The sequence below is a fragment of the Klebsiella sp. 141162 genome (assembly GCF_050600755.1).
GTDB lineage: Bacteria > Pseudomonadota > Gammaproteobacteria > Enterobacterales > Enterobacteriaceae > Klebsiella > Klebsiella aerogenes.
Map to the genome: position 1 here is coordinate 19503 of NZ_JAQIRI010000007.1, position 19889 is coordinate 39391.

The following is a 19889-nucleotide window of genomic DNA, read 5'->3' on the forward strand; positions in this document are numbered from 1 at the left end:
GTGACTTAGTTGGACGCCAGACCCAGCGCGCGTTTCACCGGGCCGAAGCTACGCCGGTGGTGCTCTGTTGCGCCGTGTTCCTGCAGCTTTTGCAGATGTACAACGGTAGGATAGCCTTTGTGCTGGGCAAAGCCGTATTGCGGAAATGCGATATCCAGCGTAGCCATTTCGGCGTCGCGAGTGACTTTAGCCAGAATAGACGCTGCGCTGATTTCCGCCACCCGGCTATCGCCTTTCACCACCGCCTGCGACGGCATCGGTAGCGATGGACAGCGGTTGCCATCGATAAGCACGAACTCGGGGGTAATACTCAGGCCAGCGACGGCGCGCTGCATTGCCAGCATCGTGGCGTGCAGGATGTTCAGCTCGTCGATTTCATGCGGCTCGGCGCGACCCAGGCTCCAGCACAGCGCTTTATCTTTGATTTCATCGAACAGCGCCAGGCGGCGCTTTTCGCTTAATTTTTTAGAGTCGTTGAGGCCTACGATCGGCTTACGCGGATCAAGGATCACCGCCGCAGTGACCACTGCGCCGACCAGCGGCCCACGGCCAACCTCATCGACGCCGGCGACCAGATGGGTATGTGGATAGACGAACTCCATCATTTTGCTAACTCCAGTACTGCGTCCGCCGCCTGCTCATCCGCGTTGCAGCGGATCTGCTGATGCAGCGCGCGGAAAGTATCATGCATATCGTGGCTGGTTTTGCCGTCGGCCAGCAGCGGCTTCAACGCGGCGGCCAGCGCCTGCGGCTCGCATTCATCCTGCAGCAGCTCTTTCACCAGCTCGCGCCCGGCCAGCAGATTTGGCAAGGAGACATAATCGGTTTTCACCAGCCGCTTCGCCAGCCAGAAGGTAAACGGCTTCATGCGGTAGCCAACGACCATCGGGCATTTCGCCAGCATGCACTCCAGCGCCGCCGTCCCCGAGGCCAGCAGCGCGGCATCGCTGGCGATCATCGCATCGCGTGCCTGACCATCCAGCATATGCACCGTCATGTCGGGCGCCGTTTCAGCTTTAATTCGCTCAAACTGTTCCCGCCGTTTGGCGTTGACCAGCGGCACCACGACCTGCAGGTCGGGATAGGTGTTACGCAGAAGCTGCGCGGTTTTCAGGAAGTCGGCGCTGAGCATTTCGACCTCCGCGCCGCGGCTACCGGGCAGTAAAGCCAGACAGTGAACATCATGCGGGATGCCCAGACGATCGCGCGCCGCGCCTTTATCAGGATCCAGCGGCATCGCATCCGCCATGGTATGGCCGATAAAGCGGCAGGGGACGTTAAATTTGTCGTAAAACGCTTTTTCGAAAGGCAGGAATGCCAGGACCAGATCGGTGGATCTGCCAATTTTGAAAACGCGTTTTTGTCGCCATGCCCAAACGGACGGGCTGACGTAATGAATGGTTTTGATGCCCTGCTTTTTCAGATTACCTTCGAGGGTAATATTGAAATCAGGGGCGTCGATGCCAACGAAGACATCGGGACGCAGCTCGCCGAAGCGGCGCGTTAAATCGGCGCGAATATGCAGTAAGCGGCGCAGGCGACCAAGCACTTCAACAATGCCCATCACCGCCAGCTCTTCCATTTCGTACCAGGCTTCGCATCCTTCCGCCTGCATCAGCGGCCCCGCCACGCCGACAAAGCGCGCATCAGGGATGCGAGCTTTGAGGGCGCGAATGAGACCAGCGCCAAGAATATCGCCGGAAGTTTCTCCGGCGACCAGGGCAATCGTCAGGGGACGCTGTTCGGCCATTAACGAATCAAGCCGCGAGTTGAACGGGCGAAGAAATCGACAAACGGCTGAACTTCAGGGTGCTGAGCCGCCAGTTCGGCAATTTCCGGTTTGGCTTCGTCCAGCGTTTTGCCGCTGCGGTACAGCAGTTTATAGGCGTTACGAATCGCGGTAATCGCTTCACGGCTAAAGCCGCGGCGTTTCAGCCCTTCGATGTTGACGCCAAACGGCGTGGCGTGGTTGCCCTGGGCAATCACGAACGGCGGAACGTCCTGAGCGACGCCGGAGCAGCCGCCAACCATTACGTGCGCGCCGATGATGCAGAACTGATGTACTGCAGTCATGCCGCCGATGATGACGAAATCATCCAGAGATACGTGACCGGCCAGCGTCGCGTTGTTGGCCAGAATACAGCGGTCGCCAAGCGTGCAATCATGCGCCACGTGGGCGTTGATCATCAGCAGGTTATCGCTGCCCACCTTCGTTAATCCACCGCCCTGTACTGTACCGCGATGAATGGTCACGCTTTCGCGAATGCGGTTGCGATCGCCAATTTCCACTCGGGTCGGCTCGCCAGCATATTTCAGATCCTGGTTAACTTCGCCGATAGAAGCGAACTGATAGATCTCATTGTCGCGACCAATTTTAGTGTGGCCATTCACAACGACATGAGACTTCAGTACGGTGCCCTCGCCAATTTCGACGTTGGCGCCCACGATACAAAACGGACCAATGTGAACGTTAGCGCCAATAACGGCACCTTCTTCTACAATGGCGGTAGGATGAATAAAGGCGGTTTTATCAATCACGTATCAGGCCTCCCGGCTACGCGCACACATCATCGTCGCTTCGCAAACCACTTTACCGTCAACCAGCGCAACGCCTTTGAAACGGGTCAGGCCGCGGCGGGTTTTCTCGAAAGTGACTTCCATAATCATCTGATCGCCTGGTACTACCGGACGTTTGAAACGCGCTTCATCGATACCCGCGAAGTAGTACAGCTCGCCCGGCTCAAGTTTTCCAACGCTTTTAAATGCCAGAATACCGGTGGCCTGCGCCATCGCTTCCAGAATCAGAACGCCAGGTAAAATCGGCTTACCAGGGAAATGCCCCTGGAAAAACGGCTCGTTTACGGAAACATTTTTTACTGCGCGCAGAAAACGACCTTCTTCAAAATCCAGCACGCGGTCTACCAGCAGGAACGGGTAACGGTGAGGCAGAAGTTCCAGAATCTCTTCAATGTGCAGAGTATGAGTGTCAGTAGTCAAAATACTCTTCCTGTCTAAATATACTAAAAGGCAATAATAACACGGCCTGCGGCAATCTTATTAACGAATGCAACAGGCCGGGAATGTACGTGACCAAATGAGAAATTAGTCTTGTTGATTAACCTTGCGCTCAACGGCTTTCAGGCGCTTGCTCATCTCGTCAATATTCATCACCAGCGCCGCGGTTTTACGCCACGCCTTGTTCGGCTGTAGCGGAATACCTGAGGAATAGACGCCAGGTTCAGAGATAGGACGCATAACCATCCCCATCCCGGTAACGGTGACTTTATCGCAGATTTCCATATGGCCGTTAATTACGCTGGCGCCGCCAATCATGCAGTAACGGCCAATTTTCAGGCTGCCGGCCATAATCACGCCGCCAGCGACGGCGGTATTGTCGCCAATCACCACGTTATGCGCAATCTGACACTGGTTATCAATGATAACGCCGTTACCGATCACGGTATCGTCCAGCGCGCCGCGATCGATAGTGGTACAGGCGCCGATCTCCACGCGATCGCCAATAATAACGCGACCAAGCTGCGGGATCTTCACCCAGTTACCGCGATCGTTAGCGTAACCGAAACCGTCCGCGCCGATCACCGTACTGGACTGGATCAGGCAATTTTCACCGATCTCAATCTCATGGTAAACAGCAACGTTAGCCCACAAACGCGAGCCGGCGCCGATTTTACTATTTTTGCCAACGAAGCAGCCCGCGCCGATAACCACGTTATCGCCCAGCACCACGCCGGATTCGATAACGGCGTTCGCGCCAACGGAGACGTTGTTACCCAGCTTCGCCGTGGGATCGATCACCGCGCTTGGCGCGATGTCTTTCGCCGGCTGCGGCGTGGTATCTAAAATTTGAGCCATGCGCGCGTAGGTCAGGTAGGGATTACGCACTACCAGCGCGGCGCTATGGGCAAAGGGTAAATCGTCCGGCGTCATCACAACGGCGGAGGCCTGGCAAGCGGCCAGGTGTTCACGGTATTTAGGATTTACCATGAAAGTAATTTGGCCTGCTTTAGCGCTCTGCATGGACGCAACGCCGGTGATGACGATATCGCCATCACCGTGTAACTCTGCATCCAACTGCTGTGCTAAGTCAGCCAGTCGAATTGAAGGCATTACTTATTTAACCTGTTTCAGTACATCAGCGGTGATGTCTTTAACATCGCTGCTGTTGTATGCCACGGCATTAGAGTCAACAACAAGATCGATGCTCTGATCTTTCGCTACGCTCTGAACGGCGGTCTGGATACGGGTAACCAGTTTGCCACGTTCTTCGTTGGAACGACGTGCGCGATCCTGCTCAAAAGCCTGTGCTTTCTGCGCGAAGGACTGACGCTGAGACATCACGTCTTTTTCCAGCTTGCTACGATCTGCGCCCGGTTTCATAGACTGCAGACGCTGCATTTTGGACTGCAGATCGCCTTCCATACGCTGCAGTTCGCTAGCGCGGCCTTTGAACTCGTTTTCCAGCGTGTTGGAAACGCCAGTTTTCTGGGCTACCTGTTGGAACAGGTTGTTCATGTTAACCATTGCAATTTTATCTGCCGCCTGAGCGGAAGTTACCATTGCTAAACCCAGACCTGCAGCTAATAACCACTTTTTCACAATTGACTCCTTACCATCCCATGAGTACCCAGGGGTACCGTTATTTGCGTGGCCAGGCGATAGCATCCGCTATCGCCTACAGTCAGCGCTATACTGCACTTACATTCCGTTGTTGCCAACAATTACCAGGTTTTACCAATGTTAAACTGGAACTGCTCGGCTTTGTCTCCATCGTACTTTTTAAACGGTTGGGCGTAGGAGAAGACCAACGGCCCCAACGGCGACATCCACTGTACCGCGATACCCGCAGACATACGAATGTTGTTCGGATCGCTGTAGTCAGGCACGCCTGCTGCTCGAGTCGCCGCAGTATTTTCCCAGTTTGTATCCCATACGGTACCCATATCCCAGAAAATGGAGGTACGTACCGAGTTCGCGTATTTATCACTGATAAACGGCGTCGGGGTAATCAGCTCAAGACTGGCGACCGCCATGGCGTTACCGCCGACCGCATCGTCTGATTTACAGTATGAACCGTCAGAGTTGGAACATTCTTCGTAGTCGTTATTATCTCCGGCATAAGCCCCGGATTTATAGACCGCTTTCGGACCGATGGTGTTCGACTGGAAGCCACGCACGGTACTTGAACCACCGGCGTAGAAGTTTTCATAGAACGGCATCTCTTTGCTGCCGATACCGTCGCCATAGCCCAGTCGGGTACGTCCCAGCACAACCCACTGGTGATCGTCATCGATCGGCACGTACGTCGCGGTATCCAACGTCGCTTTGTAGTATTCGTTGTCAGACCCCGGAATGGTCACTTTGCCGTTCAGGTTGACGCGCGAACCTTCCGTCGGGAAGTAACCACGGTCCAGCTTGTTATAGGTCCAGCCGTAGTTAAAGGTGAAGTCATTCGCGGTAAAGCTGCCGGTGCTGTCTGAACCTACAGAGTCAAGGTAACGATCCATCGCCACCTGCGGCTGCATGTTGGACAGGGAGTTATGAACGTAACCTAAGCCTGCGCGCAGCGAGTTGTATTCGTTGATCGGGAAGCCGAGGGTGACGTCTGTACCATAGCTTTTGTTGGTATAGTCAGACAGATCCGCGTCATTCGCATCAAAGTCGTTATAGAAGAGGCGGCCGCCGAGGCTCACGCCGTCTACGGTGAAGTACGGGTTGGTGACCGACAGTTCAGCGTAGGTCTGGTAGTCGTTCTTGGTCCCGTTGATGCCAACGGAGTAGCCGGTACCTAACCAGTTATCCTGCTGTACGCCCGCCTGGAAGCTGACGCCGCTTTCGGTACCGTAACCGATACCGAAGTTCAGGCTACCGGTGTTACGCTCTTTCACCTTGTAAACGACATCGACCTGATCCGGGCTACCCGGCACGCGCTGGGTATCGGTATCGACGGTTTCGAAATAACCTAAACGGTTAAGACGGTCTTTACCCTGGTCAACCAGGTCGCTGCCCAGCCACGCCCCTTCCATCTGGCGCATTTCGCGGCGCAGAACGGAATCTTTGGAGGTGTCGTTACCTTCGAAGCGAATTTTACGCACGTAGTAACGGTTACCAGCATCAACGTTAATGTGCAGCTTCACGGTTTTATCCGTGTCGTTGATTTCCGGCTGCGACTGGACGCGCGGATAAGCGTAACCATAGCGACCGAGGAGTTTCTTAATGTCATTCTCCATTTTGGTCACTTTGGTGCCGTTATACAGCTCGCCCGGCTCAATTTTGGTCAGCGATTCGATTTCCGCAGAATGGCCCGCCAGATCGCCCGTTATCTGCACGCCAGAGAGCTTGTACTGCTCGCCTTCGGTGATGTTAACGGTGATGTAGATGCCTTTCTTGTCCGGCGTCAGGCTAACCTGCGTCGAATCGATGTTGAAACGCGCGTAACCGCGATCCAGATAGTAGCTGCGCAGGGTTTCAAGGTCGCCCGCCAGTTTCTGTTTCTGGTATTTGCGATCGCCGACCACGTTCCACCACGGCACTTCATCGCGCAGTTGGAAGTGAGAGATCAGTTCGTCAGTGGTGAACGCGTGGTTACCGACAATGTTAATCTGCTGGATTTTCGCCGAGACGCCTTCCTGGAACACCAGTTTCAGGTCGACGCGGTTACGCGGCAGCGGCGTTACGACAGCTTTTACGCTGGCGCTATATTTACCGACGCTGTAGTAGAAATCTTCCAGCCCTTTTTCGATATCGGCAAGCTTGGTGCGATCGAGAGATTCCCCAACGCGAACGCCGGATGCCTCAAGGTTTTGCTTGAGCATGTCATCCTTCACCGACTTGTTGCCGGAGAAGGTAATGCTCGCAATTGTTGGGCGCTCTTTCACCTGCACCAGCAGGGTATCACCATCGCGCAGGACGCGGACGTCCTCAAAGTTGCCAGTGGCAAACAGAGCGCGAATGGTGTTACTGATATCATCATCGGTCACCGTATCGCCAGGACGCACTGGCATGCTGAGGAGGGCCGCACCAACAGCGACACGCTGCAAGCCTTCGAAATGAATGTCCTTCACCACGAACCCTTCAGCACCGTATACAGTCGCGCTGCTAAACAGCAGCGACGCTATGAGCAACTTTTTCATCGCCATCGTTATTATGCGTTCTTCCTAACAAACTCTCTTACAACCGAGAGAAATCATTGAAAAGTGCAAGCCCCATTAACAGCACCAGCAGTATTGAGCCAATGCGATAACTAAAGTCTTGAACTCGCTCGGATACCGGCCCGCCCTTCAGCTTTTCAATCGCCAAAAACAGCAGATGCCCCCCGTCGAGGACGGGTAACGGGAACAAGTTGATTATTCCAAGGTTCACGCTAATCAGCGCAAGGAACATCAGATAGTAAATCAACCCAAATTCCGCTGACATTCCAGCCCCCTGAGCGATAGAAATCGGCCCACTGAGGTTGTTCAGTTTGACATCACCGGTTATCAATTTGCCCAGCATCCTGACCGTTAACGACATCAGTTGCCAGGTTTTATCCGTGGCTTCGGCGATGGCGGCAAACGGCCCGTACTGACGCACTGTCTTGTATTCATCAGGTAGCGGGATAACTTTTGGCACTACCCCTGCAAACCCTTCAGCCTTGCCTTTCACCGACTTCGTATCCGGAGTCAGGGTCAACGACAGCGGCGTACCTTGTCTGTCGACCTCCAGAGCCAGCGCCTTGCCCGGATTATCACGCACCAGATTAACAAACGTCATCCACTGCGTTAACGGTTGACCATCGACTTTAACGATCCTGTCTCCCGCTTGCAAACCTGCTTTCTGCGCGGCCGACTGAGATTGAACCTCAGCCAGCGCGGTATCAATCTGCGCGCTACGCGGCTTGATGCCTAACGAGGTCACCGGATCTTGCTTATCCGGCTCAAACGCCCAGTGCCGCAGATCGAGAATTTTATCCTGACGTTGGTTCGTCCCGAAAGGGGCGACGGTAAGTATTGTTTGTTGGTCGCCAATCTTCGCGACTAACGCCATACGTACTGCATCCCAATCAGGCGTTTCGATGCCATCTATCGCTTTAAGTTCCATTCCTTTTGCAATTTGTGCTTGCGCAGCGATGGAATTGGGCGATATTTCATCAACAACCGGACGCACGCCAGGGACGCCGATGATAAACACCAGCCAGTAGGCAAAGATGGCAAAAATGAAGTTGGCAATAGGGCCTGCGGCGATGATGGCCGCGCGCTGACCGACGGTTTTATTATTGAAAGCGTAGTGACGCATTTCCGGCGCCACCGGTTCGACGCGTTCGTCGAGCATCTTCACATAACCGCCGAGCGGGATCAGCGCGATAACAAACTCGGTCCCCTGCTTATCCACGCGGCGCCACAGCGCTTTACCAAAACCAATGGAGAATCGTTCAACGCGCACGCCGCAGCGACGAGCCACCCAGAAATGGCCGAACTCGTGCACGGTGATCAGTACGCCAAGCGCAATAATAAAAGCGGCCAAATTCCAGAGAACGCTCAGCATAAAACCTTCCGTCAAATCGTCCTGAAGACTAACAACAGCAGACAAGCGAACACCGGTACCGCAGCCGTCAGGCTGTCGATACGGTCTAAAATACCGCCATGTCCAGGGATCAGATGCCCGCTATCCTTGATGCCGGCTTCACGCTTAAACATACTTTCCGTCAAATCACCCAGCACTGAAGCCAGCGCCGCCACCACCGAGCAGATCAGCAACACGGTTGGGGTGACATCCAGATGAGCCCACACGCCATAAGCCCAGGAGATAACAGCTGCCGTCAACAGGCCGCCGAAGAAACCCTGCCAGGTTTTACCCGGAGAAACCTTCGGCGCCAGCTTATGCTTACCGAACATTTTACCAAACATGTAGGCGCCGGAATCCGCGCCCCACACCAGAATCATGACGTACAGCAGCCACACCGCGCCGCTGTAGTGGTTATCGGCATAATGCCATGCGCGCAGCGCCAGCATGCCCCAGAAAAACGGGACGATAGTCAGCAGGCCGAAGATCAGACGTAACGCTTTGGAATGACGCCACAGCGCCGCCGAGGCCGGATAAGAGAGCACCAGCAACAGCGCGACAATCCACCAGCCAAATGAGGCCCATAACGATCCTTCAACCATCGGTTGATGCGCGTCATAGTGGTATTCAGGCAACATAAAGAGCATCAGCGCCAGCAGCAGGCCGCAAAGTACCGCAAGCCACACGCGCTGCGTCGTTGAGGTAAAACCGCTTAATTGCCCCCACTCCCACGCGGCGAGCATACAAACGACCAGGGTGACGATGGCAAAACCCGCGGGCGGCAATAGAAAAAGCGCCGCAATAACGACGGGAATTAAAACGAAAGCGGAAATCAGGCGATACTTCAGCAAAAGTGACCCCCATCAGGCATGACTGCCACCCGGCTCTTCTGTGCCGCCAAAACGACGCTCTCGACTAACGAATGCATGGAGTGCACCTTCAAAGTCCTGTTCAGCAAAATCGGGCCAAAGAACATCCGTAAAGTAAAGTTCGGCATAGGCAATTTGCCAAATCAAAAAGTTACTTATTCGGTGCTCTCCCCCGGTCCTAATAACTAAATCAACGGGAGCCAGTTCATGCATACACACCCGCTGGCTAAGCATCTCTTCCGTGATCTCTTCAGGTTTTAACAACCCGTTTTGTACCTGTTCGGCCAGTTGACGCGCGCCCTGGACAATATCCCAGCGGCCGCCGTAATTAGCGGCGATATTCAGCGTTAACCCGGTATTGTTTGCCGTTAGCGCTTCCGCCTTACGGATACGCTCCTGCAGCCGAGCATTAAAGCGCGTCGTCTCGCCGATAATCCGCAGGCGGACATTGTGACGATGCAGGCTTTTGACTTCGCTATCCAGCGCCCAGACAAACAGTTCCATCAGCGCGCTCACTTCCTGCGCCGGACGGTTCCAGTTTTCACTACTGAATGCGTAAAGCGTTAATGCTTCAATACCATTATTCGCCGCGAAGGAGACCGCGCGACGAACAGATTTCGCTCCAGCTTTATGGCCAAAGGCGCGAATTTTACCTTGTTGTTTCGCCCAACGACCGTTGCCGTCCATGATAATGGCGACATGGCGACAACCATGTGCAGGCGACATTTTGCTGACAGTTTGATTAGCAGACAACATAACGCGTTTTAAGTCCATAATAAGGATTAGCTAAGCCACATCACACACGCCGCCGGGCAGCGCTGAATACGCATTTTTATCCGGCGCCGGAGCTACAGCCAATCGCAGAGAACAACCAAAAGCTTTACGCAAAAAAGCCGTGTCTTGCCACGGCCACCGTAATCTTTCACAACAAAATGCAACGATCGGGTGGCGCAGACTATATCACTGAAGCCCAGCGCCCACAAATATCACAATGCGTTGTAGGGGCTCCCCTGCGCCATGTGTTATCGAAGTTGTCGCTGTGCGGCGACGCGCGCTTCGGCATCAATTGCAACCACTTCATCAATACTTTGCGGTTCATTGAGCGCCATACTATCCAGCACTGCCTGGTTCACCGCCGCAATATCGGTAAAGCGGATTTCACTATTCAGAAACGCCGCCACTGAGACTTCGTTAGCGGCATTCAACGCCGTCGTCGCCGCCTGGCCGACATCAAAAGCGTCCATCGCCAGCTTGAGGCACGGATAGCGATCGTAATCCGGCGCCGAGAAGCTCAGGTTGCTCAACTGGCAGAAATCCAGCGGTTTAACGCCAGAGTTCAGGCGCTGCGGCCAGCCCATGGTATGGGCGATCGGCGTGCGCATATCCGGCTCGCCCAATTGCGCCAGCACGCTGCCGTCTTGATAGCGAACCATGGAGTGAATCACCGATTGCGGATGAATTATGACTTCCATCTGCCGAGCAGAAGCATTAAACAGCCAGCGGGCTTCGATGTACTCCAGCCCTTTATTCATCATCGTGGCGGAATCAACGGAAATTTTGCGTCCCATTGACCAGTTCGGATGGCGGCAAGCCTGATCCGGCGTCATTGCCGCCAGCTCTGAAATCGCCGTTTCCCGGAAAGGACCACCGGAACCGGTCAGCAGAATCGACGAGACGCCGTTCTGCGTCAGGTCAGCGTATCCCAGATGATTTTGAATTGTTTCCGGCATACTCTGAAAAATCGCGTTATGTTCGCTATCAACCGGCAACAGGCGAGCGCCATACTGCTGAACCGCATCCATAAACAGGCGGCCGCAGGTCACCAGAGACTCTTTGTTCGCCAGCAATACCGTTTTGCCGGCGCGAATTGCCGCCAGCGTCGGCGCCAGGCCTGCCGCGCCAACGATGGCCGCCATCACCTGATCGACCTCATCCAGCGCCGCGACGTCGGCCGCCGCCTGCTTGCCGCTCAGCACTTCCGTGCGGCAGCCCTGTTCGCGCAGCAGCGTACGTAAACGCTCAGCGCTTTGCGCGTCATCCATCACCGCGAATCGGGGGGAAAATTCCAGACATTGTTCAACCATACGGTCGACATTTTTCCCCGCGACCAGCGCGGCGACGGAAAAGCTTTCGGGATTATGGCGCACCACGTCCAGCGTGCTGCAGCCGATTGAACCGGTCGAACCGAGAACGGTTAATTGCTTCATGAGACGTCCAGAAGAATTGTGACAGGATAAAAAGCAAAACGCCGCCAGCAAGCCCTTTACGCATCAATTCTCGGGGCTAAAACGGCGGCGAATGACCTTCGGTATAAACCGGAAGGCTACAAGGCCAGCTATTTTAACGCAATCCCAAATATTGAGCGTACGGTCTTCTGTACGGCGTTTCAGACTTTACGCAGCCCCGAATGCCCTGGGCCTGCGTAGCGGCAGAAAATCAGAACTGCATCAGTTCCGCTTCTTTCTCTGCCAGCGCCGCATCAACTTTCTTAATGGCGGCGTCAGTCATTTTCTGCACGTCGTCCTGAGAACGGCGATCGTCATCTTCGCTGATCTCTTTCTCTTTGAGCAGAGCTTTAACTTTGTCGTTCGCGTCACGACGAACGTTACGCACGGCAACACGCGCCTGCTCAGCTTCGCCACGCACGATCTTAGTCAGATCTTTACGACGTTCTTCAGTCAACGGCGGCAGCGGAACGCGGATATCGCTACCCGCAGAGCTCGGGTTCAGACCCAGGTCAGACGCCATAATCGCTTTTTCAACGGCCGGGCTCATGGAGCGGTCGAAGACGTTGATTTTCAGCGTACGGGAATCTTCTACCGTAACGCTTGCCAGCTGGCGCAGCGGGGTCGGCGTGCCGTAGTATTCCACGATGATGCCATCCAGCAGGCTTGGAGAAGCACGGCCCGTGCGAATTTTGCTGATTTGGTTTTTGAATGCTTCTACGCATTTTTCCATGCGTACTTCAGCATCTTTTCTGATATCGCTAATCACGTTACGAATCCTTGAAAACTTGTCTCAGACAGACCACACGGTCGCCCACTGCAAAAGTGAGCTAAGTATAGTCCGGATTAATTCTATTAACCGGGCAACTTCCCCGCTAAAGTAAAGCGGAATATTACCCGGAATTAGCGCCGACGGGAATTATTCCGTAATCAATGTGCCTTCTTTTTCGCCCATGACCACGCGACGCAGCGCGCCTGGCTTGTTCATGTTAAATACGCGAATCGGCAGTTTGTGGTCGCGCGCCAGGGTAAAGGCGGCAAGATCCATCACTTTCAGCTCTTTATCCAGCACTTCGCTGTAGGTGAGCTGATCGTACATGGTAGCGGAAGGATCTTTCGCCGGGTCAGCGGTAAACACACCGTCAACCTTGGTCGCTTTCAGTACCACGTCGGCTTCGATTTCAATACCGCGCAGGCAGGCTGCGGAGTCGGTGGTAAAGAATGGGTTGCCGGTACCCGCGGAGAGGATCACCACGCGATTGTTACGCAGCAGGCTAATCGCCTCCGCCCAGCTGTAGTTGTCGCACACGCCGTTCAGCGGGATTGCGGACATCAGGCGAGCGTTCACATAGGCGCGATGGAGCGCATCACGCATTGCCAGACCGTTCATGACCGTTGCCAGCATGCCCATGTGGTCGCCCACAACGCGGTTCATACCCGCTTTCGCCAGACCAGCACCACGGAACAGGTTACCGCCACCAATCACTACGCCAACCTGAATACCCAGTTCAACCAGTTCTTTGATTTCCTGAGCCATACGGTCAAGTATGCTTGCATCAATACCGAAGCCTTCTGAACCCTGCAGAGCTTCGCCACTTAACTTCAGCAGAATACGTTTGTAGACGGGTTTTGCATTGGTAGCCATGTTTCTTTCCTGAGACTGTCAACGATTGAGATGAGTTAATTCTGACGACATTGTATGTCATCGTTCAGCGCAGTCACTATAAGCGATTGGCTGATTTTACAAGAGAGGCGCAAAAAGAAGCCGCCCTCAGGCGGCTCCTTTTTTTAAAAATTAAGACTGCTTGGACATCGCAGCAACTTCTGCTGCAAAGTCAGTCTCAACTTTCTCGATGCCTTCGCCCACTTCAAAGCGGATGAAGCCAGTAACGTCGGCGTTGTGCTCTTTCAGCAGCTGACCAACAGATTTGCTCGGTTCCATAACGAAAGGCTGACCAGTCAGAGAAACTTCGCCGGTGAATTTCTTCATGCGGCCTTCAACCATTTTCTCTGCGATTTCTTTCGGCTTACCGGACTGCATCGCGATGTCCAGCTGAACCTGGTACTCTTTTTCTACTACTTCAGCAGAAACGTCTTCCGGCTTAACGAATTCCGGCTTGCTTGCAGCAACGTGCATTGCCAGCTGCTTAACCAGCTCTTCGTCAGCGCCTTTAGCGGCAACCAGAACGCCGATGCGAGCACCGTGCTGGTAGCTGCCCAGAACGTCGCCTTCCAGGATAGCGATACGACGGATGTTGATGTTCTCGCCGATTTTAGCAACCAGGGCAACACGTTCTTCTTCGAACTGCGCTTTCAGAACTTCAACGTCGGAGATTTTACCAGCAACAGCGGCGTCCAGTACTTTGTCAGCAAATGCCTGGAAACCACCATCTTTAGCAACGAAGTCAGTCTGGCAGTTAACTTCCAGAATGTAACCGTAGTTGCCGTCGATTTTGGTTTTGATCACGCCGTCAGCAGCAACGTTGCCTGCTTTTTTCGCCGCTTTGATCGCGCCGGATTTACGCATGTTTTCGATTGCCAGCTCGATGTCGCCATTAGCTTCAGTCAGTGCTTTTTTGCAATCCATCATGCCTGCGCCAGTACGTTCGCGCAGCTCTTTTACCAGGGAAGCGGTAATTTCAGCCATTCTAAAATCCTCGGGAGATGTGGAAACTGCCCGGCCTGCGGCCAAACAGCATAAATTGAAAAAAGGGGCCTAAAATTGGCCCCTATTCATACACGGTACTAATAAGGGCTTAAACCTTATTATTCAGCTTCTACGAAGCTTTCTTCCGCCTGAGAAGCCAGGTCCTGAGAGCGACCTTCACGAACGGTAGCAGCAACAGCGCCCAGGTACAGGCTAACTGCGCGGATTGCATCGTCGTTACCCGGGATAACGAAGTCTACGCCGTCCGGATCAGAGTTGGTATCAACGATAGCAAATACCGGGATACCCAGGTTGTTTGCTTCTTTGATAGCGATGTGCTCGTGGTCAGCGTCGATAACGAACAGTGCGTCCGGCAGGCCGCCCATGTCTTTGATACCGCCCAGGCTGTTTTCCAGCTTGTCCAGCTCACGAGTGCGCATCAGCGCTTCTTTCTTGGTCAGCTTCTCGAAAGTACCGTCCTGGGACTGAGTTTCCAGGTCTTTCAGACGTTTGATGGACTGACGAACGGTTTTCCAGTTAGTCAGCATACCGCCCAGCCAGCGATGGTTCACGAAGAACTGGTCGCAGCTGTTAGCAGCTTCTTTTACCGCTTCGCTTGCAGCGCGCTTAGTACCAACGAACAGGATCTTGCCTTTACGGGCAGAGATTTTGTTCAGCTCAGCCAGAGCTTCGTTGAACATCGGTACAGTTTTCTCAAGGTTGATGATGTGAACTTTGTTACGCGCGCCGAAGATGAAAGGCTTCATTTTCGGGTTCCAGTAACGGGTCTGGTGACCGAAGTGAACACCAGCCTTGAGCATGTCGCGCATGGAAACAGTTGCCATGTTTAAAACCTCTATAGATTAAATTGGGGTTATGCCTCCACGTATCCCATATTACCGACCCCAAAGGGCACCCCGGAATATGTGCCGATACGTGTGTGTTATTTACACAATATGAGTATGTCGCTTACGTCCATCCTTGTGTATCTGAGATGGAACGGAAGTCCGGCGCGCTTTATACCACAAAACCTGGCCAGACACCAACTCTTGTTGACGTCGCGTGCTGTTAATGATTCTCAATTTGGCACCAGCGTACCCGGACTGTTACCATTGACAGGACTTAATCTATTATTGTCGAAAAAATCGACACTGCTGGACATATTCCATGGCTATCTCTATCAAGACATCTGAAGACATCGAAAAAATGCGCGTTGCCGGCCGCCTGGCCGCCGAAGTGCTGGAAATGATCGAACCCTACGTTAAACCGGGCGTCAGCACCGGCGAACTGGATCGCATCTGCAACGACTACATTGTTAATGAACAGAAAGCGGTCTCCGCCTGCCTCGGCTATCACGGCTTCCCGAAATCGGTCTGTATCTCTATTAATGAAGTGGTGTGCCACGGCATCCCGGATGACGGCAAACTGCTGAAAGACGGCGACATCGTCAATATCGACGTGACCGTGATTAAAGATGAATTCCACGGCGATACCTCAAAAATGTTCATCGTCGGCAAACCGACTATCCTCGGCGAGCGCCTGTGCCGCATCACCCAGGAAAGCCTCTATCTGGCGCTGAAGATGGTCAAGCCGGGGATTAACCTGCGTGCGATCGGCGCGGCGATCCAGAAATTCGTCGAAGCGGAAGGTTTCTCCGTGGTACGTGAATACTGTGGCCACGGTATCGGCCGCGGCTTCCACGAGGAACCACAGGTACTGCACTATGATTCGCCGGAAACCGACGTGGTGCTCAAGCCGGGTATGACCTTCACTATCGAACCGATGGTCAACGCCGGTAAGAAAGAGATCCGCAGCATGAAGGACGGCTGGACGGTGAAAACCAAAGACCGTAGCTTGTCTGCGCAGTATGAGCATACTATTGTGGTAACTGATAACGGCTGCGAAATTCTGACGCTACGCAAGGATGACACCATCCCGGCGATAATCTCGCACGAAGCATAATGAAAAGCCGGCGCCCGCCGGCTTTTTTATTAGATAGTTTTTTCTTATGGTGACGCGATGAGCAACTCTTTACCTGACACAGCCTCCCCTCTTCTGCCCATCCCGCCGGAACATCCCGTGAGCTGGCCGCAGGGCGATCTGAACTGTGCCGCCATCAAGACGCATCTCGATACCTTCCAATACTGGCTGGGCGAGGCTTTCGATCGCGGTATCGCCGCGGAACGGCTGATAGCGGCGCGCACCGAGTTTATCGACCAGTTGCTGCAGCGGCTGTGGGTCGACTACGGTTTTGGCGCGCAGAGCGATATGGCGCTGGTAGCCGTCGGCGGCTATGGGCGCGGCGAGCTGCACCCGCTCTCCGACGTCGACCTGCTGATTCTGAGCCGTAAAAAGCTGCCGGACGAGCAGGCGCAAAAGGTCGGCGAACTGCTGACGCTATTGTGGGACGTCAAGCTGGAGGTGGGCCATAGCGTGCGCACCCTCGAAGAGTGTCTGCTAGAAGGGCTTTCGGATCTCACCGTCGCCACCAACTTAATCGAATCCCGCCTGCTGATCGGCGACGTCGCGCTGTTCCTTGAACTGCAAAAACATATTTTTAGCGACGGCTTCTGGCCGTCGGAGAAGTTCTTCGCCGCCAAGGTTGAAGAGCAGAATGTCCGCCACCAGCGCTACCACGGCACCAGTTACAACCTGGAGCCGGACGTCAAAAGCAGCCCCGGCGGCCTGCGCGATATACATACCCTGCAGTGGGTGGCTCGCCGCCACTTCGGCGCAACCTCGCTTGATGAAATGGTCGGTTTCGGCTTCCTCACCGAAGCCGAGCGCAATGAGCTTAACGAGTGCCTGCACCAGCTCTGGCGCATCCGTTTTGCCCTGCATCTTGAAGTGAATCGCTACGATAACCGCCTGCTTTTCGATCGTCAGCTGAATGTCGCCCATCGCCTCGGCTATGAAGGCGAAGGCAATCAGCCGATCGAACATATGATGAAGGATTTCTTCCGCGTTACCCGTCGGGTAAGCGAACTCAACAATATGCTGCTGCAGCTGTTTGATGAGGCGATCCTCGCTCTCACCGAGAATGAAAAGCCGCGGCCTATTGATGATGATTTCCAACTGCGCGGTACTCTGATAGACCTGCGCGACGACACCCTGTTTATTCGCGAGCCGCAGGCGATTCTGCGGATGTTCTTTATCATGGTGCGTAACAGCAGCATCACCGGTATTTACTCCACCACCCTGCGCCACCTGCGCCACGCGCGCCGCCACCTGACGCAGCCGCTGTGCTATATCCCGGAGGCACGAACCCTCTTCCTCAGCATGCTCCGTCATCAGGGCGCGGTGAGTCGTGGTCTGCTGCCGATGCATCGCCACAGCGTGCTGTGGGCCTATATGCCGCAGTGGTCGCATATTGTCGGTCAGATGCAGTTCGACCTGTTTCACGCCTATACCGTCGACGAACACACCATACGCGTCTTGTTAAAACTGGAAAGCTTCGCGAAAGAAGAGACCCGCAGCCGCCATCCGTTGTGCGTTGAGCTGTGGCCGCGGCTGGCCCATCCTGAACTTATCCTCATCGCCGCCCTGTTTCACGATATCGCTAAAGGCCGCGGCGGCGACCATTCGATTCTCGGCGCCGAAGACGTGCTGAAATTCGCCGAGCTCCACGGGCTCAATTCGCGGGAGACGCAGCTGGTCGCCTGGCTGGTACGCCAGCATCTATTGATGTCGGTAACCGCCCAGCGCCGCGACATTCAGGACCCGGAGGTAATTAAACAGTTCGCCGAAGAGGTACAGACGGAAAATCGCCTGCGCTATCTGGTATGCCTGACCGTCGCCGATATCTGCGCCACCAACGAAACGCTGTGGAATAGCTGGAAGCAAAGCCTGCTACGCGAGCTCTATTTCGCCACCGAAAAACAGCTGCGTCGCGGTATGCAGAGCACGCCGGATATGCGCGAACGCGTACGCCACCATCAGCTGCAGGCGCTGGCGCTGTTGCGCATGGACAATATCAATGAAGAGGCGCTGCATCAGATCTGGAACCGCTGCCGGGCGAACTACTTTGTGCGGCATACGCCGAATCAGCTCGCCTGGCACGCCCGCAACCTGCTGAAACACGATCTCAGTAAACCGATGATCCTGCTGAGTTCGCGGGCCACCCGCGGCGGCACCGAGATCTTCATCTGGAGCCCGGACCGCCCTTACCTGTTCGCCGCCGTCTGCGGCGAACTGGACCGCCGCAACCTCAGCGTTCATGATGCGCAGATATTTACTACCCGCGACGGCATGGCGATGGATACCTTTATTGTCCTTGAACCCGACGGCAGCCCGCTTTCCGCCGATCGCCACGAGGCGATTCGCCACGGTCTGGAGCAGACGATAACGCAGCGCAGCTGGGAGCCGCCGGCCCCGCGTCGTCAGGCGGCGAAACTGCGTCACTTTTCTGTCGCTACTGAGGTGAATTTCCTGCCGACCCACACCGACCGGAAATCATTTCTTGAGCTCATTGCGCTCGATCAGCCGGGGCTGCTCGCCCGCGTCGGTCAGGTGTTCGCCGACCTCGGAATATCGCTTCACGGAGCGCGAATTACGACAATTGGTGAGCGAGTAGAAGATTTATTTATAATCGCCACCGCCGACCGGCGTGCCCTTAATAATGAGCTGCAACAAGAAGTGCAACAACGGTTGACAGAGGCCCTCAATCCAAACGATAAAGGGTAACGTATTTTTTTTAAGTGAATGGAAAGAAACAATGCAGCAGTTACAGAACGTTATTGAGTCCGCCTTTGAGCGTCGCGCCGACATCACGCCGGCAAATGTGGATACCGTCACCCGCGAAGCGGTGAACCAGGTTATTGCCCTGCTGGATTCCGGCGCGCTGCGCGTCGCTGAGAAGATCGATGGTCAATGGGTGACGCATCAATGGCTGAAGAAAGCGGTACTGCTCTCTTTCCGTATTAACGATAACCAGGTTATCGATGGTGCGGAAAGCCGCTACTTCGATAAAGTTCCGATGAAATTCGCCGACTACGACGAAGCGCGCTTCCAGAAAGAAGGCTTCCGCGTAGTGCCGCCGGCGGCCGTTCGCCAGGGCGCGTTCATCGCACGCAATACCGTGCTGATGCCGTCCTACGTCAACATCGGCGCTTACGTTGATGAAGGCACCATGGTTGATACCTGGGCCACCGTCGGTTCTTGCGCGCAGATCGGTAAAAACGTTCACCTGTCCGGCGGCGTCGGCATCGGCGGCGTTCTCGAACCGCTGCAGGCTAACCCGACCATCATCGAAGATAACTGCTTCATCGGCGCGCGCTCTGAAATCGTTGAAGGCGTTATCGTTGAAGAAGGCGCGGTGATCTCCATGGGCGTGTACATCGGCCAGAGCACCAAAATTTACGATCGCGAAACCGGCGAAGTCCATTACGGCCGCGTGCCGGCGGGCTCGGTTGTCGTTTCCGGCAACCTGCCGTCGAAAGATGGCAAATACAGCCTGTACTGTGCGGTGATCGTGAAAAAGGTTGATGCGAAGACCCGCGGTAAGGTCGGCATCAACGAACTGCTGCGTACCATCGACTAAGCAGAACAAAAAGCGGGAGATATCCCGCTTTTTTTATATCTGACGCTGGC

General features: G+C 54.6%; 18 protein-coding genes. 3 read left to right on the forward strand and 15 right to left on the reverse strand.

Features of this window, described 5'->3' with window-relative positions; translation table 11 throughout:
• Window positions 1-5: 5 nt before the first annotated feature.
• From rnhB to rpsB, 15 genes are all read right to left on the reverse strand, one after another.
• Window positions 6-605: a ribonuclease HII gene (rnhB, locus tag PGR23_RS18085; protein ID WP_015368153.1), complete on the reverse strand. Its 600-nt coding sequence runs from the start codon at window positions 603-605 to the stop codon at window positions 6-8.
• A complete protein-coding gene (gene lpxB, locus PGR23_RS18090) occupies window positions 602-1750 on the reverse strand; it encodes a lipid-A-disaccharide synthase (protein WP_289576268.1) in 1149 nt (382 codons plus the stop codon). Before lpxB ends, rnhB begins: the two co-directional genes overlap by 4 nt.
• Window positions 1750-2538, reverse strand: coding sequence for an acyl-ACP--UDP-N-acetylglucosamine O-acyltransferase (gene lpxA, locus PGR23_RS18095; protein ID WP_015368155.1), 789 nt, complete (start codon window positions 2536-2538; stop codon window positions 1750-1752). The genes lpxB and lpxA overlap by 1 nt, the downstream gene beginning before the upstream one ends.
• A 3-nt stretch (window positions 2539-2541) precedes the next feature.
• Window positions 2542-2997 carry a 3-hydroxyacyl-ACP dehydratase FabZ gene (fabZ, locus tag PGR23_RS18100; protein WP_004145858.1) on the reverse strand — a complete coding sequence of 152 codons (456 nt, stop codon included), beginning with the start codon at window positions 2995-2997 and terminating at the stop codon, window positions 2542-2544.
• A 105-nt stretch (window positions 2998-3102) separates the two neighbouring features.
• Window positions 3103-4128 carry a UDP-3-O-(3-hydroxymyristoyl)glucosamine N-acyltransferase gene (gene lpxD, locus PGR23_RS18105; RefSeq protein ID WP_045390147.1) on the reverse strand — a complete coding sequence of 342 codons (1026 nt, stop codon included), beginning with the start codon at window positions 4126-4128 and terminating at the stop codon, window positions 3103-3105.
• 3 nt (window positions 4129-4131) lie between these two features.
• Window positions 4132-4617, reverse strand: a complete 486-nt coding sequence (gene skp / locus PGR23_RS18110; RefSeq protein ID WP_045390145.1) for a molecular chaperone Skp — start codon at window positions 4615-4617, stop codon at window positions 4132-4134.
• Between the two features lie 122 nt (window positions 4618-4739).
• On the reverse strand, window positions 4740-7157 hold the full coding sequence (gene bamA / locus PGR23_RS18115; RefSeq protein WP_045390143.1) for an outer membrane protein assembly factor BamA: 2418 nt from the start codon (window positions 7155-7157) through the stop codon (window positions 4740-4742).
• Window positions 7158-7188: 31 nt separating this feature from the next.
• Window positions 7189-8541 carry a sigma E protease regulator RseP gene (gene rseP / locus PGR23_RS18120; protein WP_049059793.1) on the reverse strand — a complete coding sequence of 451 codons (1353 nt, stop codon included), beginning with the start codon at window positions 8539-8541 and terminating at the stop codon, window positions 7189-7191.
• Window positions 8542-8552: 11 nt separating this feature from the next.
• Window positions 8553-9410 carry a phosphatidate cytidylyltransferase gene (cdsA, locus tag PGR23_RS18125; protein WP_045390139.1) on the reverse strand — a complete coding sequence of 286 codons (858 nt, stop codon included), beginning with the start codon at window positions 9408-9410 and terminating at the stop codon, window positions 8553-8555.
• A gap of 12 nt (window positions 9411-9422) precedes the next feature.
• Window positions 9423-10184, reverse strand: coding sequence for a (2E,6E)-farnesyl-diphosphate-specific ditrans,polycis-undecaprenyl-diphosphate synthase (ispU, locus tag PGR23_RS18130; RefSeq protein WP_045390181.1), 762 nt, complete (start codon window positions 10182-10184; stop codon window positions 9423-9425).
• Window positions 10185-10450: 266 nt separating this feature from the next.
• Window positions 10451-11635: a 1-deoxy-D-xylulose-5-phosphate reductoisomerase gene (gene ispC, locus PGR23_RS18135; protein ID WP_045390136.1), complete on the reverse strand. Its 1185-nt coding sequence runs from the start codon at window positions 11633-11635 to the stop codon at window positions 10451-10453.
• Window positions 11636-11864: 229 nt separating this feature from the next.
• On the reverse strand, window positions 11865-12422 hold the full coding sequence (gene frr, locus PGR23_RS18140) for a ribosome recycling factor (protein WP_015368165.1): 558 nt from the start codon (window positions 12420-12422) through the stop codon (window positions 11865-11867).
• A gap of 150 nt (window positions 12423-12572) precedes the next feature.
• The gene (gene pyrH, locus PGR23_RS18145) at window positions 12573-13298 is read right to left on the reverse strand and encodes a UMP kinase (RefSeq protein ID WP_004098747.1); all 726 of its coding nucleotides are present in this window, start codon (window positions 13296-13298) and stop codon (window positions 12573-12575) included.
• 150 nt (window positions 13299-13448) lie between these two features.
• Window positions 13449-14300: a translation elongation factor Ts gene (gene tsf / locus PGR23_RS18150; RefSeq protein ID WP_015368168.1), complete on the reverse strand. Its 852-nt coding sequence runs from the start codon at window positions 14298-14300 to the stop codon at window positions 13449-13451.
• 119 nt (window positions 14301-14419) lie between these two features.
• Window positions 14420-15145: a 30S ribosomal protein S2 gene (gene rpsB, locus PGR23_RS18155; protein WP_004858107.1), complete on the reverse strand. Its 726-nt coding sequence runs from the start codon at window positions 15143-15145 to the stop codon at window positions 14420-14422.
• Window positions 15146-15467: 322 nt separating this feature from the next.
• Here rpsB and map point away from each other — a divergent pair, with 322 nt between their 5' ends.
• From map to dapD, 3 genes are read left to right on the forward strand one after another with little or no spacing between them, the layout of a single operon-like run.
• On the forward strand, window positions 15468-16262 hold the full coding sequence (gene map, locus PGR23_RS18160; RefSeq protein WP_045390135.1) for a type I methionyl aminopeptidase: 795 nt from the start codon (window positions 15468-15470) through the stop codon (window positions 16260-16262).
• Between the two features lie 57 nt (window positions 16263-16319).
• On the forward strand, window positions 16320-18983 hold the full coding sequence (glnD, locus tag PGR23_RS18165; protein WP_396279907.1) for a bifunctional uridylyltransferase/uridylyl-removing protein GlnD: 2664 nt from the start codon (window positions 16320-16322) through the stop codon (window positions 18981-18983).
• Window positions 18984-19014: 31 nt separating this feature from the next.
• Entirely contained in the window at window positions 19015-19839 is an 825-nt protein-coding gene (gene dapD, locus PGR23_RS18170; RefSeq protein WP_015368172.1) for a 2,3,4,5-tetrahydropyridine-2,6-dicarboxylate N-succinyltransferase, read from the forward strand.
• The last annotated feature ends 50 nt before the right edge of the window (window positions 19840-19889 follow it).

Excerpts from the sequence above, each read along its gene's own strand:
- map (WP_045390135.1), top strand. The coding sequence starts at position 15,468 with ATGGCTATCTCTATCAAGACATCTGAAGACATCGAAAAAATGCGCGTT.
- rseP (WP_049059793.1), bottom strand. The coding sequence starts at position 8,541 with ATGCTGAGCGTTCTCTGGAATTTGGCCGCTTTTATTATTGCGCTTGGC.
- dapD (WP_015368172.1), top strand. The coding sequence starts at position 19,015 with ATGCAGCAGTTACAGAACGTTATTGAGTCCGCCTTTGAGCGTCGCGCC.
- rpsB (WP_004858107.1), bottom strand. The coding sequence starts at position 15,145 with ATGGCAACTGTTTCCATGCGCGACATGCTCAAGGCTGGTGTTCACTTC.
- tsf (WP_015368168.1), bottom strand. The coding sequence starts at position 14,300 with ATGGCTGAAATTACCGCTTCCCTGGTAAAAGAGCTGCGCGAACGTACT.
- ispU (WP_045390181.1), bottom strand. The coding sequence starts at position 10,184 with ATGTTGTCTGCTAATCAAACTGTCAGCAAAATGTCGCCTGCACATGGT.
- lpxD (WP_045390147.1), bottom strand. The coding sequence starts at position 4,128 with ATGCCTTCAATTCGACTGGCTGACTTAGCACAGCAGTTGGATGCAGAG.
- pyrH (WP_004098747.1), bottom strand. The coding sequence starts at position 13,298 with ATGGCTACCAATGCAAAACCCGTCTACAAACGTATTCTGCTGAAGTTA.
- ispC (WP_045390136.1), bottom strand. The coding sequence starts at position 11,635 with ATGAAGCAATTAACCGTTCTCGGTTCGACCGGTTCAATCGGCTGCAGC.
- rnhB (WP_015368153.1), bottom strand. The coding sequence starts at position 605 with ATGATGGAGTTCGTCTATCCACATACCCATCTGGTCGCCGGCGTCGAT.
- lpxB (WP_289576268.1), bottom strand. The coding sequence starts at position 1,750 with ATGGCCGAACAGCGTCCCCTGACGATTGCCCTGGTCGCCGGAGAAACT.
- bamA (WP_045390143.1), bottom strand. The coding sequence starts at position 7,157 with ATGGCGATGAAAAAGTTGCTCATAGCGTCGCTGCTGTTTAGCAGCGCG.
- glnD (WP_396279907.1), top strand. The coding sequence starts at position 16,320 with ATGAGCAACTCTTTACCTGACACAGCCTCCCCTCTTCTGCCCATCCCG.